15 protein-coding genes are annotated in these 17,879 nt (G+C 34.6%); 4 read left to right on the top strand and 11 right to left on the bottom strand.

Going from position 1 to position 17,879, the window contains the following annotated elements; translation table 11 throughout:
* Positions 1-6 precede the first annotated feature (6 nt).
* The 3 genes from FC97_RS02525 to FC97_RS02515 form a co-directional block, all read right to left on the bottom strand.
* Positions 7-1,173: a cation:proton antiporter gene (locus FC97_RS02525; protein ID WP_056967739.1), complete on the bottom strand. Its 1,167-nt coding sequence runs from the start codon at positions 1,171-1,173 to the stop codon at positions 7-9.
* Between the two features lie 357 nt (positions 1,174-1,530).
* On the bottom strand, positions 1,531-2,679 hold the full coding sequence (locus FC97_RS02520) for an MFS transporter (protein WP_056967755.1): 1,149 nt from the start codon (positions 2,677-2,679) through the stop codon (positions 1,531-1,533).
* A gap of 54 nt (positions 2,680-2,733) precedes the next feature.
* Positions 2,734-3,264: a PadR family transcriptional regulator gene (locus FC97_RS02515; RefSeq protein WP_054643773.1), complete on the bottom strand. Its 531-nt coding sequence runs from the start codon at positions 3,262-3,264 to the stop codon at positions 2,734-2,736.
* Between the two features lie 155 nt (positions 3,265-3,419).
* Between FC97_RS02515 and FC97_RS02510 the strand changes: the two genes are divergently transcribed.
* Entirely contained in the window at positions 3,420-4,097 is a 678-nt protein-coding gene (locus tag FC97_RS02510) for a dihydrofolate reductase family protein (RefSeq protein ID WP_056967737.1), read from the top strand.
* Positions 4,098-4,219: 122 nt separating this feature from the next.
* On the opposite strand, the gene FC97_RS02505 is transcribed toward FC97_RS02510, so the two are convergent.
* The 4 genes from FC97_RS02505 to FC97_RS02490 are packed head-to-tail and all read right to left on the bottom strand — an operon-like array spanning position 4,220 to position 11,912.
* Positions 4,220-6,508, bottom strand: a complete 2,289-nt coding sequence (locus tag FC97_RS02505; protein ID WP_056967735.1) for a glycoside hydrolase family 3 N-terminal domain-containing protein — start codon at positions 6,506-6,508, stop codon at positions 4,220-4,222.
* Between the two features lie 5 nt (positions 6,509-6,513).
* A complete protein-coding gene (locus tag FC97_RS02500; RefSeq protein WP_054643772.1) occupies positions 6,514-7,812 on the bottom strand; it encodes a glycoside hydrolase family 125 protein in 1,299 nt (432 codons plus the stop codon).
* Positions 7,813-7,868: 56 nt separating this feature from the next.
* Entirely contained in the window at positions 7,869-10,481 is a 2,613-nt protein-coding gene (locus FC97_RS02495; protein WP_054643771.1) for a glycoside hydrolase family 38 N-terminal domain-containing protein, read from the bottom strand.
* Positions 10,482-10,508: 27 nt separating this feature from the next.
* Positions 10,509-11,912 carry a PTS sugar transporter subunit IIC gene (locus FC97_RS02490; RefSeq protein ID WP_082397598.1) on the bottom strand — a complete coding sequence of 468 codons (1,404 nt, stop codon included), beginning with the start codon at positions 11,910-11,912 and terminating at the stop codon, positions 10,509-10,511.
* Positions 11,913-12,101: 189 nt separating this feature from the next.
* Between FC97_RS02490 and FC97_RS02485 the strand changes: the two genes are divergently transcribed.
* On the top strand, positions 12,102-12,821 hold the full coding sequence (locus FC97_RS02485; RefSeq protein ID WP_054643770.1) for a GntR family transcriptional regulator: 720 nt from the start codon (positions 12,102-12,104) through the stop codon (positions 12,819-12,821).
* A gap of 147 nt (positions 12,822-12,968) precedes the next feature.
* Here the strand turns inward: FC97_RS02485 and FC97_RS02480 are convergent, their stop codons facing one another.
* The 3 genes from FC97_RS02480 to FC97_RS02470 are packed head-to-tail and all read right to left on the bottom strand — an operon-like array spanning position 12,969 to position 14,964.
* Positions 12,969-13,919, bottom strand: a complete 951-nt coding sequence (locus FC97_RS02480; RefSeq protein WP_054643769.1) for a zinc-binding dehydrogenase — start codon at positions 13,917-13,919, stop codon at positions 12,969-12,971.
* A 24-nt stretch (positions 13,920-13,943) separates the two neighbouring features.
* A complete protein-coding gene (locus FC97_RS02475) occupies positions 13,944-14,270 on the bottom strand; it encodes an AzlD domain-containing protein (protein WP_054643768.1) in 327 nt (108 codons plus the stop codon).
* On the bottom strand, positions 14,257-14,964 hold the full coding sequence (locus FC97_RS02470; protein WP_054643767.1) for an AzlC family ABC transporter permease: 708 nt from the start codon (positions 14,962-14,964) through the stop codon (positions 14,257-14,259). Before FC97_RS02470 ends, FC97_RS02475 begins: the two co-directional genes overlap by 14 nt.
* A gap of 155 nt (positions 14,965-15,119) precedes the next feature.
* Here FC97_RS02470 and FC97_RS02465 point away from each other — a divergent pair, with 155 nt between their 5' ends.
* The gene (locus tag FC97_RS02465) at positions 15,120-15,923 is read left to right on the top strand and encodes a fumarylacetoacetate hydrolase family protein (RefSeq protein ID WP_054643766.1); all 804 of its coding nucleotides are present in this window, start codon (positions 15,120-15,122) and stop codon (positions 15,921-15,923) included.
* Between the two features lie 70 nt (positions 15,924-15,993).
* Entirely contained in the window at positions 15,994-17,037 is a 1,044-nt protein-coding gene (locus FC97_RS02460) for a zinc-binding dehydrogenase (protein ID WP_054643765.1), read from the top strand.
* Between the two features lie 73 nt (positions 17,038-17,110).
* Here the strand turns inward: FC97_RS02460 and FC97_RS02455 are convergent, their stop codons facing one another.
* Positions 17,111-17,878 carry an ABC transporter permease gene (locus FC97_RS02455; protein WP_054643764.1) on the bottom strand — a complete coding sequence of 256 codons (768 nt, stop codon included), beginning with the start codon at positions 17,876-17,878 and terminating at the stop codon, positions 17,111-17,113.
* Position 17,879 lies beyond the last annotated feature (1 nt).

Here is a 17,879-nt window from a genome sequence, read left to right as displayed (position 1 = left end):
TCCCTCTTACTCTATAGATTCGTCTTCTGAACTAAGAATCTTATTGAAGACGATTGGACAGACCAAACAAGTAATAATGGCCGCCAACGTGATTGCTCCTGACTGAGCGGTAGTAATCAATTTCAAATTACGTCCAACTTGTAGAATAGGCAAAACTAAAGTGATCGTTGTAGACGTAACAATCGCAGCGGCACTGGCATAACGTTTGCCAAAGCGATTACGAAAGACAAAGTAGACAATTGCCTTTGATACGATGAATGCTACTAAAAATACTGGAATCAATAATAGTGCCTGCTTGTTAGTAAATAGTGTTCTCAAATTTAGATTTACCCCTGTAGTAATGAAGAAAACTGGAATAAAGAAACCATATCCCATTGAACTCAACTTCTCTTCAGTATCAGGTTTAGGTTTCAGCAGCTTCATTACAGCACCGGCTAAGAAAGAACCCAAGATACTTTCCGCACCGATTTGTTCAGCAAAAGTAACTAGAGTAAAAATCAAGAAGAAGGCTAAACGAATATCCAATTGTGTCGTCGACTTATCAATTTTATCGAAGAAGACGTAAATTCGATTGAAACGATGCAATAGAACAATTGCAATAATAAAGATAACCGGCAATCCCAACACTGAAATGTAGTGTTGTTGCTTAACAGCTGAGTAAATCGTCAAAGCTACCAACGGAATGAATTCTCCAAAAGCCGATGTTAAAAGAATGGTCTGACCATAGTTAGTATTCAACAATCCAGCTTCTTTTAAAAGTGAAATAATGACACCTAAAGCAATCGTACTGAACAGAATAACTGCTAAGATAAATTCACTAAAAATTCCAGTAACATATAAAATACCACTCAAGATCATTGACATAATAAAGATCGATATGAATCCAGCAAAAGAATTCCCCAAAGGTGAATAAACTGACTTATCCTTCTTAGGCTCCAATAGAGAAAAATCAATCTCCATCCCACCTAAAAAGATCAACATGATTACACCCAAATTAGCAATATATTGAACACTAACATCTGGATGAACGATATTGAGACCAGTTTTTCCAATAATAATCCCCATAATAATTTCCGAAATAGCCGTAGGCATCCGTTGCAAATGGAACCTAGCCGTAATAAGTGGCGTGATCAAAGCCGCAAATAATACAATCAATAAAGCAAATTTTCCCATAACAACAACCTCAGAGAGCGGAGCAAGGGCGTTCAGCCTCCGAGGTTTTGCCTAAGTACTGGAATCGCATACGTTCTTTGTATGCAATTTCAGTACTGTAGCAAACCGGAAGAGGTTGCCCTTGCGTAGCTCATTTCCACTATAAAATATAGAACCATAGTTATTCTAAAACAAAACACAAAATTATCCCAAAATGAAAAATCAATTAACAACAAAAACAATAATTATTTATCGACAAAAAGTCAAAAGAAACCAACTTGAAATAGAACATGGTTTTTCCCATCTAAAAAAGTCCAGCATAGCAACCACCAAAAATGATAACTACACTAGACTTATTTTTTCTTGTAAATTGATTAATTATTCTTCTTCGGTATTCAATTTTTCAGGTTCACCAATAACGAAATGATCAATAACAGCAATAACTAAGAAAGCTAAGGCAACTAGACAAACACCTATCCAACCGATACGACTCCAAGCCCAAGTTGCCGCCAAAGTACCAATTGAACCACCTAAGAAATAGCTAAACATAAAAATTGAATTGTTACGACTACTTTGTTGACGATTCAATGATTGTACAATTGCTTGATTAGAAACCTGACTGAACTGTGTTCCCAAATCGAGCAATACAATACCAACTATTAAACCAATCATCCAGAATCCACCTAACCAAAAAACTACGAAAGCTAGACCAGATAAAATCATACTTAGACCAATCGTTAATTTAGGAGACTTTTGATCTACCAAATTACCGACCCAAGGTGCTACCAGAATACCGGCAATCCCCAGTAGACCTAGCAATCCGGCAACACTACTGCCTAAATGATATTGAGCTGCTAAATAAAAGGCCAATGTAGACCATAAAACATTAGACATACCAAACATGCAAAAACCATTAATAGCCGAACCACGCAACTCCTTTTGTTCAACGAAAAGCTTAGGCAAAGTTTTGATTACGGTAAAATACTTTAAATCACGATGTCCTCGTTTATCATGAGGCATGAAAAGATGCACTATTAATAGAAAGATCAAATCTACTCCAGCTGCAATCAAATAAATATATTGCCAAGGCATAATACTACCTAACAAACCACTAAATGAACGTGATAATAAGATACCTGTCAATAAACCACTCAACACGATACCCAAAACTTTACCACGTTGCAAAACCGGAGCTAAATATCCAGCGTATGGAATAATAATTTGCGGTGCTACAGAGGTTATTCCTATCAAAGCTGTTGCTACGGCAAATATAGCCGCATTTGGTGCCCAAAAAGCTAATAATAACGAAATAATCGATAATATCATCATGAATTGAATCAAATGATAGCGGTCGAAAATATCCCCCAATGGAACGATCAGTAGCAATCCAAAAGCATAGCCCAATTGAGTGATCATGGCTAACATCCCTACAACCGACTTAGAAATATTGAAATCAGTCGCAATCAAGTTTTCAATCGGTTGAATAAAATTCAAATTGGCAACAATAACCCCAGTCACCACTGCCATCAATAAGATGGTCTTTTTTGACAAAGTCTCCGTCTCTTCCAAACTAATATCTCCCTATTCTGCAAATTTCTTCAATGACGAATCAACCCATTGTAAAGCGGCCTTCATCTGTACTTGTTTTAATGAAATCACCCATTGAGCATTCCTTAAATCAGGAGCTGAGATAGGTGTCTCTTTCATATCAACTATTTGCTGAGATAATGATTTTTGATTCTCCAACAAATAATTCTTATATTCATTTAAAATTTCTCGACGCAATTCAGGTTCTATTTGATGAAAATTACGAAATTTAACACTATAAGTAAATTCCACATTAGGATTCAAAGGTACCTTTTGCATCATTAATTCCTTAAAACGAGTCCGACCACGATCAGTAATCGTTGCCACCTTTTTCGAACGTTTCCCCACATCAGCTTGGTCATCCAGAGTAATATAACCAGCCTCATTCAATCGTTTAAACAATGGGTAAATCATGCCAAAACTAATTTTTCTTTGTCGACCAACGATCTGCTGCAAAATCTGCCGCATCAAATAACCACTCATCGACTCATCCATAAGCTGTCCTAAGACAAACAAGTCATACATTATTTTACTTCCTTCAATATATCAGTCTGATATAAAATCAACTTTTTTAATATATATCAGCCCGATATTGTTGTCAAATTGCAATTTAAGCTTGACCTCAAGTCGACTTTAAGTAATAAGGTTAATTTATCAACTAATTTACGAGGAGAATAAACATGACTAAGCCCTATATTATCTGTCATATGATGACATCAGTTGACGGTCGCATCGATTGTGATATGACTGCCCAACTTCAAGGAACACAAGAATACTACTCAACTCTCAAAGCTATCGAAGCTCCCACTACTTTAAGTGGTCGTGTTACCGCCCAATTAGAATTGGCACAGACTGGTGAATTCGAATCAAAAACTAACGAATCCCTTAATAAAGAATCCTTCAATAAAAATAACGACGCTGCTGGATATGAAGTAATCGTCGATACCAAAGGAGTTCTACTCTGGGACGAAGACTATAACTACAGTAAGCCACACATCATTATTACTAGTGAACAAGTAAAAAAGGACTATTTAGATTACCTAGATTCTAAACAAATTTCTTGGATTGCTACCGGAAAAAACCAAATTGATTTAGCTAGAGCTGTTGAGATTTTGGCAGAACAATTTAATGTCGAAAGAATGGGAATTGTTGGTGGTGGACATATTGATGGATCATTTTTAGACACTGGTCTAACTGATGAAATCAGTCTACTGATTGGACCCGGAGTTGACGGACGCCAAGGTATGCCTGCTGTCTTTGATGGTCGTCTTCAGGATCGTAAACCAATGCCATTAAAATTACAGAGTGCTCAAACGTATGAAGACGGTGCTGTTTGGTTACGATATTTAGTTAAATAACAACGTTGAAAAAAAAAAAAAGAAACGATTATTTATTCGTTTCTTTTTTGTTTTACCTAAAATTTTAATACATCGATAATTCAATCATAATACCACTTTCATCAATAAAAAAATCAAATTTGTTATAGTTCAATTAATCCACTTAATTCCTTTACTGATAGCTTAACTTTTTTCGGCTTTTTGCGTTGCATATCTTTATCTACGTACAACAATCTATCGCTCTCTATCTTAAAATGGATTGTTTTTATTTGATTGGGTTCTAAAAAAACCTTCTTATAGTCCATTAATTGCTTTTGCCGTGGAAGTACATCGGTTCCAAAGAAGCTTGAAAATAATAATATTGTTTCCTTACCATCCTGATTAGAGATATTTTTTACATCCACGGATACACGAGCAATATTATCTTTATAATTTACTTTTAAATTTTTATAATCAAAAAATGCATAACTAAGTCCATAACCAAATCTCAAAAGAGGAGATCCGGTTTCATCAAAATAATTCTCATTTTTTAAAACTCGTCTCTGATAATAGTAAACAGGTAATTGTTCTGCATTTCTAGGATAACTGATTGGCAATTTCCCGTTTGGATTCGTTTTTCCAAATAAAATATTCGACACTGCTTTAGGACCTTGCTGTCCAGGATACCACGCTAATAATACAGCATCCGCTAATTGCATTATCTCAGTAATATCATAAGGACGCCCCTGAATCATAACTACAATGATCGGTTTTCCAGTCTTCTTTAAGGCTTTTAATAAATCAATTTGATTACCTCCAAGACTAAGACTTGCAACATCTACATTTTCTCCAGTATCTGTGTTTTTCAAAATACTTTCATCGCTCATAGCACCATTATTTAAAAAACTCATATCAAAGTTTCTCATCGATGAACCACCCATCGTTAGTACCACGGCATCAGCATTACTGGAAATATTTACTGCATCATTAATCAATTTTTTATCTTGAGCAACTTCTCTAATATTGCTTCCTTTAGCATATGTAATATCTGAGGTATATTCTCTCAAGGAACCGATGAATGAAATGTATTGACTATTTAATTGAGGTGCAGTGTAGTCACCTAACCAATGATAAATATTTTTTACATGTGGACCAATTACAGCAAGTTTGGTTCCCTTTTTAAGTGGCAGTATGCTGGAACTTTTATCTGATGGTACTCCATTTTTAACTAAAGTTATACTTTCAGATGAAAGTTCTAAATTTAAATCATTACTTTCATGTATTACTTCTTCTATATTTGTATCATCCTCATCAACGTACGGATCATCAAAAAGTCCCAACAGAAATTTTATTGAAAGCACACGTTTTACTGAATTATTTAAATCTAGTAATAATTGAGGATATTTTTCTATTGCATCCCCGATGTGCATATATACGTCGTCCCAAAGGCTCAAATCAACTCCAGCATTTAATGCGGCAAATACTGACTCACTATAATTGCTATAAAGATCCACTAATCGGTCCAAAGCAGTACCGTCAGCCATGACAATTCCCTGAAAACCATCTTTCTTACGTAATAAATTATCTAACAAATTACGATTTGCATGACAAGGTACCCCATCAATATCATTATATGCGGCCATCACTCCGACAGCTTTCTTGAGACTAGGAATAAGTGGACCATACACTTCCAAGAATTCCCTTTGTCCCATTGGAACCGTACCGGAATTATGCCCACCTAATGCTTCACCTTGACCAATAAGATGTTTAATTACAACCCCAACATGTTTACGAGCATTTTTTGATACCTTCTCATCTAAAAAATTAGTATCACTAATGAGGTCACCTTGAAAGCCATCAATTATTGCCTTCGTGTAGGATCCCGTTAAGTATGGACTCTCACCAAAGGTCTCTTCCGACCTCCCCCATCTAGGATCCTTCAATAAATCCAGAGAACTTACAAGTGCCAAGTTTCCACCTTTAAGTTGAAGCTCTTCAGCCTGTAATTCAGCCGACTTCTGTAGAAGCTCTGGATCGAATGTATTTCCTTTACCAATATTGGTTGGATATGTTACGGAATCCAATGCCTGATGTCCATGAGGCATTTCTTCGACAATTAAAGTTGGTATTCCTAAACGAGATTTACTAATAACATATGACTGAATCATATTTGCTAAATGTGCGCTTTCATTAGCACGAATACCATTATCATAATTCTTTTTAGACCATGGATCAGCTCTAAACAATCCATAAAGAGCACCTAATCCTTGTCCCCAATTGACATGATTTTTGAATTTATTAGTTAAATTAATACCTGATGAATCCTTATAATATGATTGCCATCCATAAAGATGTTGATTAACTTGTCCAATTTTTTCCTGTAATGTCATTCTAGAAATCAGATCATTGACCCGTTCTCTAATAGTTAGATCTTTATTCTGATAAGGAAACAAGAGCGCTACCTCCCTGCATTTTCATTAATGAAATCTAATGCTAACTGACAATATGTCATATTCGACCAAGAAAACCACTCTCTTGTATACTTGCTTTGATCATTCATATCAATACTTTCATGGCATTGAGACGTTTCATTATTTGTTTCCGAAATAACGTCAAGTTGTTGAGCTTTTTTATCTAAATTATCTAAAGTCAAACCTTCCATAGCGATACTAATCGGCCAAACATAATTAGCTGGTGTATGGTTACTTCCAATTCCTTGCAACACTGTTCCTGAATAATAATAAGGATTTTTCGAGCTTAGAACGAATTCACGCGTATTTTCATATAGCGGGTCATCTTTTGAACAATACTTAATAAACGGAAGCGACAAAAGACTCGGTACATTCGCATCATCCATTAACTTATAGTTCCCCATTCCATCGACCTCATAAGCATATCCAGACGTATCATTTGATAATTGTACAATTGCATAACGATTGATTCCTGATTTAATTTCATTCAATAAAGTTAATATTTCATTCTTTAAGGTTGCAAATCTTTCGGGAACCTTATCCAGTAATGGCGTTAAAACAGAAACAACAAACATATTAGAAGGAATATGATAACCATAAACACATGCATTATCACTTGGTCTAAATCCATCCCAAATCATACCTGTGTACTTGACTGGTGTTCCTTTTCCATCATTTGATAAAGTATCATTTGAAGGACAATCCTTGCGTTTGAAATAGTATGGTGAAGTATCATGATGCTGCTCAGTTTTGAATACATCTATAATTATTGAAAGAGTATTCCAAAATTCTTCATCAAAAATATCAGTATTTCCTGTTTTTTCATATAAATTATTTGCTAAAAATAATGGTGCGCATAACGAATCAATTTCAAATTTTCTTTCCCAAACGTGATCTGAAACAGGAATATTCGAATCATCATCACTCCAATGTGCTCCCGACGAAGTTTGATTAAACGCATTTGCATAAGGATCCATTTTTACAAAACGTAATTCTCTCTTTAATACTCCTGTTAATAAATCATATAAATCTGGTATTTCATTGATTAATGATACATATGGAAGAACTTGAAATGTAGCATCCCTTAACCACATAGCAGGAATATCCCCCGTTTTTACAAAATATGATCCATCGTCTTCATACTTCGTTGCTTTGGTTAAAACATCGGTTAATAGATTTCTAAACAATCTTGTGTTTCTAGTATTGTTTAATTCATGATTAGATGAATATTGATTAAGACTAGCAATTGCTGATTCAAGCACATTACCTTTTACTTTTTCCCTCATAATTATTCTCCATAACTAACTAAAACACCCTATATTAATAGAGTGTTTTAGTTTTTTTATTCAATTGGATATATTCCAAAAGTTCTTATTTCACCTGGACCAAATGATGATAATTCATATTCTTTGACGTTATCAACGCCATTTTCGATCACTTGATTATTGAGGTCTAAAATTTTGATGTTGCAGTTGTCATACAATGAGATACTACCGGGATTTTTAAGCGTGTTTTTAAATGGATTATATAATCTTACAACTAGGCCTGTCCCATCTGTTGTTGATGTAAATGAACTTTCTACCAAATCATCAGCTTTTACATTAACCAATGATTTATGATTTAACGTTTCAATATTCTTATTAATTCTGAAATATTGAACACGCATCGTAAACTTGTCTATATCCTGATTTTGGTAGAACAAATCATCGACACTTAATAAGTTATGTTCTCTTTGTAGTTTGGAAGGATCAAATTCCTTATCAACAATGATTCCGCCTTTGAATGTCATATCTCCTTGAAGTTGACTATCAGGTGTCGGAACATATTTAGTTTGCAGACCAGATGCATCACTTGGTCTTCTTAACAGATCAGGTCTACCTAAGAATCCAACTCCTCTAAATAATGTCACAGCAAGGCTACTGAACGAATCACCAATAACTTGAAAATCCTTTTCTCCCAATCCAATAAATGAAACACTCGATTCAGAATTATGTATGTTAGTAAAATGAAGAAATGGTCTAATTGAGGTTGGCTCCTCATGATAGCCAATATCCTTCCAATCTTTCAAATGTGGATCAATCACCGGACGTTCAATTGTTCCAAATGGTGTATCTGAATAGCTATTCTTAGCATTTATATCAGTATTAATCACCATTCTTAATCGATGATCTAAAACATTATTGGCCAGATTTAATGTCACACCAACTACTGGGGTATTTTTCTCCAAAGTAAGTTGTAAATTATATTTTAACTTCTTACTCTTTTGTTTCTTACTTCTTTCTTCTAAATCCGCTGGTAATGACCAATCTCCCTTAATGGAAAGTGAATTGTAGAGTTCACCTTTAATTCCTTTAGTCTCAGAATCATTGAAATTCAATGACAGAATCCAATCCTTGTATGCAGGTGAATAATCGTACGTGTCTCCTTCATCTCCACCATCTTCAATAGTAAGAAAATCATGATAAACTTTTCCGCTATTCTTATCAGTCAATGTAAGACCAGAATGATTCATTGAAATTAGATAATACTCGTTTTCAATTACATCTGAATCTTTAGATACAATATTTTTATCAACAACATTCTCTTTTATTAAGATTCCAGTCCAATCAGTAGGCTGAATGGTTAGCACTACAGCAATTGTTGTCTTGTAATAATAATCTGGTACCATTTCTTTTTCATTATGACGCAATACTGCTCTATTAATCTTATCCTGTTTAATAACTTGATATTCTACTTTGTCCCCTTTTTCATTAACAAGTTTGAAATCAGGACTTTGGGTAATAACATATGTTCTATGAACTTTTGTAATAGGCGAAACGGTAGGATTCCAGAAGAACAAATCCATCTTATCGGTAACATTGCTACTCAATTTGCGAAGAAGATAGCCCTTCAATGACAATCCTAGTTGTAAAGCGACTTCTCCTCTATGATAAATGTCACGATTAGTTTCATCACTATTGCATCCTCCTGCAGAATCGTGAGCTTGACCTCTAAAAATGGTCTTCCAAATTTGAGAAATTATTCCTGGTTTCGTTTCAATTCCATGATACTGGGCCATGGCCATTAACGGTTCTACTTCATATGTCATTAATCTTTCTAATCTGTCATATAACATCTTAAGGTCAGCTCTAGAAGAATAAATTCCTCTATGTATCTTAGAGGTACTAGGATCTACAAACTCACCAGAATAAGTAGGTAACTCCTTCTCCTTAGCAAGTTCTTTAAAGTACTCAGGGTATGTTCCTTCTACTAATTTAAATTCATTTTGTGAAGCGTTAGCTTCCTTTATTCTTTGCTTTAAATTAAAATCAACAGGTCTTTGATCGCCACCTACAGGAAGCACTAAATTATTGACATTAGTATCTGTACTAATTTTATGTAACAAGTCAGAATAATTTGGAGATTCCATTAAATCAACGCCAACAGGATATCCATTTCTTAGATTGGCAACTAGAACCTTTGAATTATCATCACTTGTCCAATAGAAGTATCTAGCCGATTTTTCTTTAGGCATTCCTCTCCAGAAAACAGCATTCTTAATGCCAAACCCATTATAAATTTTTGGTATATCGTGATTTTGACCAAATGAATCAGGCAAATATCCAATAGGAACACTTCTACCTAGTTCAGATGAAAGTTTGATTCCTTGTTGTAAATTACGGACCATCGATTCTCCAGACGTAACCATTTCATCGACTTGAGTGTACCAAGGACCTACAAATAGACGACCGGATTTTATAAACTTTCTTAATTCTGGGGCATTCTCTGGTACACTTTCCAAATAATCATCGATAATAGACATCTGTCCATCTAATAGATAGTAATCAATAACATTATTTTTCAAGGCTCGAAGTACTTCATCCATGTGATATATGAATTGAATTCGAGCATCTTGTCTGGTGAAATACCATTCGAAGTCCCAATGAGTATGAGCAATAACGAATACTTTTTTCATTGTTGGAGTCTTCTTTCTTAGTATTATTTAAGCTGTTTCAGGACCATCACTTGGTTCTTCTTCAGTTTCATTCTTGAAAACTGATTTATCTTCATCATTTTCTTGTTCGTTTTGTTTTGCAATAGCGGCACGTTCACTACGTTGATTCAAAATTACGAATGGAGCGTATAAGAACGTATCCAAAATAACTAATACAAGTGTTAATACAACCGGACTCGTATGGAACGCACCGGTTAACCAAGTACTAAAGAATATCGGCTCACTACCGGAATTCAAAACAACCAGCGGTACAACCCATCCAATCTTAGTAACGACATAACCAATAACAGCATTGATAAGTGGTACAAAGATCCATGGTAAGAACATAATAGGATTTAAAACAATTGGTAAACCAAAAATGATAGGTTCATTAATTCCAAAACATCCAGGGATAAATCCCAGTTTTGCAACTTCACGTTCCTTTTCACCTTTGTGAGTAAAGATAAGCATAGCAATCAACAAACCAAATGTAGCACCAGAACCACCAATCATGGCATAAACATTTGTCATTGTATTAGGAGCGATTCCAATACCTGCGAAGCTCTGAGTTCTTGCATATTGTGCACAATTTTGTAAATAAATTGGTAACCAGAATGCTGAAACGACACCCCAAACGATGTTAAATCCATGTAATCCTAGGAACCATAAAATTTGTTCCATCAAAATTACTACGATAATTGCGGGTAAACCAGTACCAACAGATAATAAAGGTTTAACTAAAACAACCGTAATAATCTCAATGATTGAAGTGTAACCTAAACTTTGAATGATAATACGGATGATACCAAAAATCATTAATGCACCAGTGATAGGTACAAGAGATGCGAATGAATCAAAGATATTCTGTGGTACGCTATCGGGCATTTTGATTTTGAACTTAGTTTTACCAAAACGAGCGTAAACCCAAACCGCAATCATACCAACGACTAAGGCTGTAAACATTCCTTGGTAATCAAAGAAATTAGTGGAGAATCCCTGAATAACTTTTGCCTTAGGATCCGCAAAGTTAACATTGTTTGGAACCATTACGAAGTATGCAGCCAAAGCTAAAATAACGGCAAGAAATATATTAACTTCTTTATACTTTTTCTTTAGCTCTCTTGCATAGGAATATGAAGAACATAAAACAACAATAATTCCGATAATACCTAATGTTGCTGCATTTAAGTAACCAAATAAATTGCTTATATTGGTTAAAATTTCACTATGAATATGTTGATTTTTAATTAATTGATCAAGTTGCATTTTAATAACATTTGAAAAAGAACCGACAATTGTGAACGGAATGGTCATGATGAAGGCATTCTTGATAGCTTGAAGAATGCTATTACCTTGAACCCATACTGAAGCTTTTAATATAGGCTCTTGAACTTTTTTAACATCAAACTTCATTATATATTCAACCCCTTGATTTATTTGGAAGCGCTTTCCACAACACCAATTATATCTTGATTTATTTTTATGTAAAGACTTTTTAATAAATTTGTATAGATGAATTTTAACTAAATTCTGATAATTTGTATACAAATTATCAGCAAGTGATATAATTGACCATAATAAAGGCAATTGAGGTGAAGAAATTTGTATAGATATAAAGAAGTTTATTCTGATATAAAAAGAGATATTTTACGAAATCATTATCGTGCGGGAACATTAATGCCTACTCAAGACGAACTTGCAAAAAAATACAATATTAGTCGTATAACGTTGAGAAAGTCATTAGACCTACTAATAGACGAAGGCCTAATCCACACTCAGCAAGGCAGTGGTACATATGTACGTCCGCAATTAGATGAAAATTCACCTGAATTACTTCCTTTAGACCTTCCTATTGGAGCAACCTACTCCCATCGAGATCAAAAGATAACGAGCAAAATATTATTTTTTGGTGCAAGATTGCCCAATGAAATTGAACAAAAAAATCTAAAGATAAAAGCTAACGAACCTGTTTATGAAATTAAGCGTGTTCGTCTACGTGATGATAAAATCTACAGTTATGAACACACAATTATGCCCACAAGAATCGCTCCACTAGACGAATCCATTTTAAAGGGAACCATTTATGGCTACCTCGGTGGCAAGATGAAAATCTTCATGACGGATGCTAGAAGGGTTGTTTATGCTGAATCTGCAAGTAAGGAAAGCGCTCAAGCTTTAAATGTTGACGAAGGTGCTTCCCTACTGGTTATTGAACAAATTGCATATGATCAGAAAGGTGAAGCTTTTGAATATTCCAAATCTAGATTTGATGAAAATCACTCAAAATTTGTAATTGATGTACATAGAAACGAATTCTGGTAATCAAAATTTTTACAAAAAAAGTGCTCATATTGATCAATCATTGAGAAAGAATCTCAATACAGATCGACATGAACACTTTTTTTATTTTACAGATATTTTTAAAAGTTAAAAAGAAATCAGATATAGACATATCCAATCTCCTTAGAATTAATTAACAATAACAACTTTACCTAAGTTATGACCGCTTTCCAAATACTCATGGGCGTCTTTAACTTGATTCAATTTATAAATTTTAGCTGGTGCAACTTCAACTTGATATTGTTTTATATAATTCAACATTTCATTGAGTTTTTGACTATTAACTTCGCCTGATGACAATGATGTTAACAGAGCTCCTTCGTGTATATCAGCAATAGGATCAAAGTCATCCATATACCACTGACCACCTAACTCACCAGTATTGCAGACGATTCCATATGGCAAAACATGATTAAATGTATCTTTCAATGTAGCGGGGCCAACCAGTTCTAGAACTTTATTAAATTTTTTATCGGTTTGTAAACGCCCATTCTTATCCTCAATCACTGAATCATAACCAGCTTTTAGAAGAACCTCTTGTTTCTTAAGACTTCTAACCGAGCCGGCAATTTTCATAGTTGGATATTTAGATTTGAGTAATCGTAAAGCCGAAATACCAACACCACTGGCACCGGAACGAATTAAAATTGAATCATCTGACTTTATTTGGAGATGTTTCAACGAACCAAAAGCAGTATAAAAAGTTTCCGGAACGGCAGCCAAATCAGACCATTTTAAGTCAGTCTGAACTGGATAGATCTGTTCATTTGGCAATAACACGTACTCGGCATATGAACCATCAAATGCACGGCCCATTTCACCCATAATGGAAATGACTTTTTGCCCAACTTTCAATTTATCCGAAGTACTATCAGCTACGATACCAACACATTCAATACCTAAGATACGTGGAAATTTAACACTAGGTGATAATCCTTGACGCGTAAAAATTTCAGAATGATTGATACCAAAACCTTTAACCTGAACTAGTGACCAACCTGGTTTTACTTGAGGAGTTGGAACATCCTCATAATTCAAAACTTCCGGTCCACCGGCTTTTCTAACAACGATTGCTTTCATCAACCTTCCCTCCCATTAATATTATTATATGACTAATCGAACTAACGCTAGGGAAATAATGCCTACAACTACAATCAATAATAACTTTTTAGTCAGAACAGCCGTTAGAACCGTTGGTATTGAGGCTATTAAATTAGCATAATCAATCTGTGGCAAGTGACCGAGATTTTGATGAAAGAGATTCTCAAACCATAAGGCAGCCATAATAGTAATTGGTACAAAGCCAAGGAATTCGACTACTTTCGCAGGTAGATTAAATTTTTTCAATAAAACAAATGGCAAAATTCTGGACAGCCAAGTCGCCAAACCACAGGCAATTAATGTCCATAAAACAAATTTAGTTGATGGCATGTTTCAAAATCACTCCTAACGCACAGCCAATTAAGGTTACAACTAGAATTAACAAATCACTGGAAATAAAAATCAAGCCAAAATATACTAATGGCAACATAATAGCTACAACGATCAACTGTACTTTTAAGGAAATTGACTTGTCACTAATTAATTGTAGATACAGTAAACCAATAAACATCGCTACTAAGGCAAAATCCAAGCCCAACTTTTCTGGATTACTGATGACTTTACCCAACATAGCTCCAACCATCGTTGATGCTGCCCAAACTAAATAGGCTAATAAATTAACGGTATTGAACCACTTAAATGAGAGCTTGCCATCGGTATAATTAAGCTTGTTCATACTCAAAGCAAAACTTTCATCTGTAATCAAACTACCTATAATAATATTTTCAAATATCGAATTCTTTTTAAAAAAATTGGCTGTAGTCATACTCATCAAGATCATCCGTGAATTGACCAAAAAAACTGACAAAACAATTGAAACAATCGGTGTGCCAATTGCCAGTAGACTAACCAAAATAAATTGTGCTGATCCTGCATATACGATCAACGACATCAAGGTCGCCATTAATACACTCATCCCCGCAGATGCCGCTACAATACCAAAGGAAATGCCAATTCCGATATAACCAAAAACAGTTGGCAATGTATCCTTCATAGCACTCTCGACACTTAAACTGTCATCCATTGATAGTCTCCCCCTCTTCATGTATAAAATATTATAATAATTTTAATTTACTTACATGTCAATTAGACTAAAGGCTCTATTTATGTTAATAACATACATAAGAATTTTTTTATGTATTAAAATAGAATAAAAGCTTATACAAAAGAGGCATAATTATGAAATTGGGAATGTATCACGGTCGAGCTGCCATTATCAATGACAATCAACATTTACAACTTATCAATGGTATCGAAAATGTTCAGTCTATTTTACCTAATCTAAACAAGAAATTATTTTTAAGTCGTGAACGTACTCTACCAGAAATGAACGATTTTTCTTTACCTATAGCTAATCCTAAACAAATTTTTGCGGTTGGTTTCAACTATCGAGATCACTTAAATGAGTTACATACTAAAGGACCTCAGGTTCCTAATATTTTTACTAAATTCATCAGTTCTTTAACTGGACCCAACCCCATTGTCAAAATTTCTAGTTCTAAAACAGATTGGGAAACAGAATTAGTTATCGTTATTGGTAAAGGTGGTCGCGATATTAAACAAAATGTCGCCAATGAACACATTGCCGGTTACATGGTTGGACAAGACTTATCCGATCGTCAATTACAATTTGCCAACGATAATCCACAGTTTTCCTTAGCCAAGTCTTATGAAAATTTCTCACCCATTGGACCTTGGCTAACGACTCCAGATGAAATCACAAATTTAGAAGATCTAACTATTACTACTGAATTAAATGGCGTCGAAAAACAACACAGTAAATTAGGCAACCTAATTTTTGGACCGGAAAAACTTGTCAGCTACCTATCTTCTATTACCGAACTATATCCGGGAGATCTTATCTTTACTGGTACTCCTGGTGGTGTCGGTACAGGGCGAAATCCTCAGGAATTTCTCAAACCTGGAGATCAATTAATTAGTAAAATCGAACAACTAGGACAACTAACAATCAATTTAAAATAAAGTTTCAATTAACACTAAAATATTTTTTGGAAACGCTATAATTAAATTAGCAAATTAAGGGAGGATTTTTATGAAAAAAGCGATCTTTGAAAAAGTCGGCCAAATGAAGGTCGAAGATGTTGAAATGCCAAAAGTTCAAGCACCAGATGACGTTATCATCAAAGTAATTCGTGCTTGTGTCTGCGGTTCAGACTTATGGTCTTATCGTGGTTTAGAAGATAAATCTGAGAATTCTGAAAACTCTGGACATGAAGCAATTGGTATTGTTCAAGATGTCGGGGCCGATATTACAACTGTCAAAGCAGGCGATTTCGTAATTGCTCCATTTACACATGGCTGTGGTCACTGTCCTGCTTGCTTAGCTGGTTTTGATGGTGATTGCCAATCTCATACTGATAACTTCAGTAATGGTAATCAAGCTGAATATATCAGATTCCAACACGGACAATGGGCTCTAGTTAAAATTCCTGGAAAGCCTAGTGATTACAGTGAAAGCATGCTCAAATCACTTTTGACTTTGGCTGATGTTATGGCTACTGGTTTCCATGCCGCAACTGTTGCCAACATCAAACACGGCGACACAGTTGTTGTTATGGGTGATGGTGCTGTTGGACTTTGCGGAATTATCTCTGCCAAATTGCTTGGTGCTAAGAGAATAATTTCAACTAGTCGTCATCCCGATCGTCAAGCTTTAGCTGCAAAATTTGGAGCAACTGATAACGTCGCCGAACGTGGCGATGAAGGTGTTAAAAAGATTTTGGCCCTAACTAACGGTTTTGGTGCAGACGCTGTTTTGGAATGTGTTGGTACTGAATTATCTACTGAAACAGCTTTGAAAGTTGGGCGTCCTGGTTCTGTTGTTGGTCGCGTCGGCTTGCCACATACTGGAAAAATGGATATTGCCCCATCATTTGGTAAAAATATTATCATTGCCGGTGGTCCCGCATCCGTTACTACTTATGACAAGAGTCGTCTATTGAAAGCCGTTCTAGATGGTGAAATTAATCCTGGACTAGTCTTCACCAAGAGTTTCAATCTTGATCAAATCAATGACGCTTATCAAGAAATGACTGATAGAAAAGTTATCAAATCATACGTTGTCGTAAGTGATTAATTTGGAGTCAAATAAAGGCATTGCATAGAATTGAGTCTATGTAATGCCTTTTTGTTATGTACAAAATTGACTTCTAAAATTTTTTCTTTCTAAAAATTACGTAACCTAAAGCAAAAAATAATAATGAATAGAGAATATTTCCAACTAATAGTTGGGAATTACTTAAATGACTGACGAAATGATATGAACCGTAGTTATAATACTGTTTCGTTAAGTTAATCATATTCAAAGGATTCCATTTAATTACATCAATATATTTTAGATTTGCCATCATAAGACTGGAAGATGCACTTTGTCCCAAGAAGACAATTGCTAAATTCAAAGTAATTACTATTGAATTTACATTTACAATGCAAGAAGTAAAAAATATTATACTAATTATCAAAGTAGATGAAACAATATCAATTAAGGTAGTTACTAATAAATTTGACAACAATGTCTGTTGGTACTGATTGATCATCAACCAAGAAAGATGCACATTTAATGGTGTGAGTTGTAACAACACGGTAAAAATAATTGCTAATATATGCAGGGTTATATTATAAATAAGAACAATCATCAATTTTGAACCATATACCTGCAACTTGTTATCCGATTTATACAACGTTGTCAAAATCGTATTGTTTTGAAATTCCAAAGTAAATATCGTAGATGACACAACGACTAACGCAAATAAAATCCATTCACTTGAATCATAACTTGTCATAATTAACAATTTCTGTTCAGAACCATTCATTGAAATGCCCATAATAATCATCAAGACGAGTACAAAGAGTGGCGCAATCCAAGTTATCTTCTGGTGAATTAGTTTATAAAATTCCTTATTTAAATCACTTATCATT

Source organism: Companilactobacillus kimchii DSM 13961 = JCM 10707 (genome assembly GCF_001435445.1).
GTDB lineage: Bacteria > Bacillota > Bacilli > Lactobacillales > Lactobacillaceae > Companilactobacillus > Companilactobacillus kimchii.
This window is presented reverse-complemented; position numbering and strand designations above follow the sequence as displayed.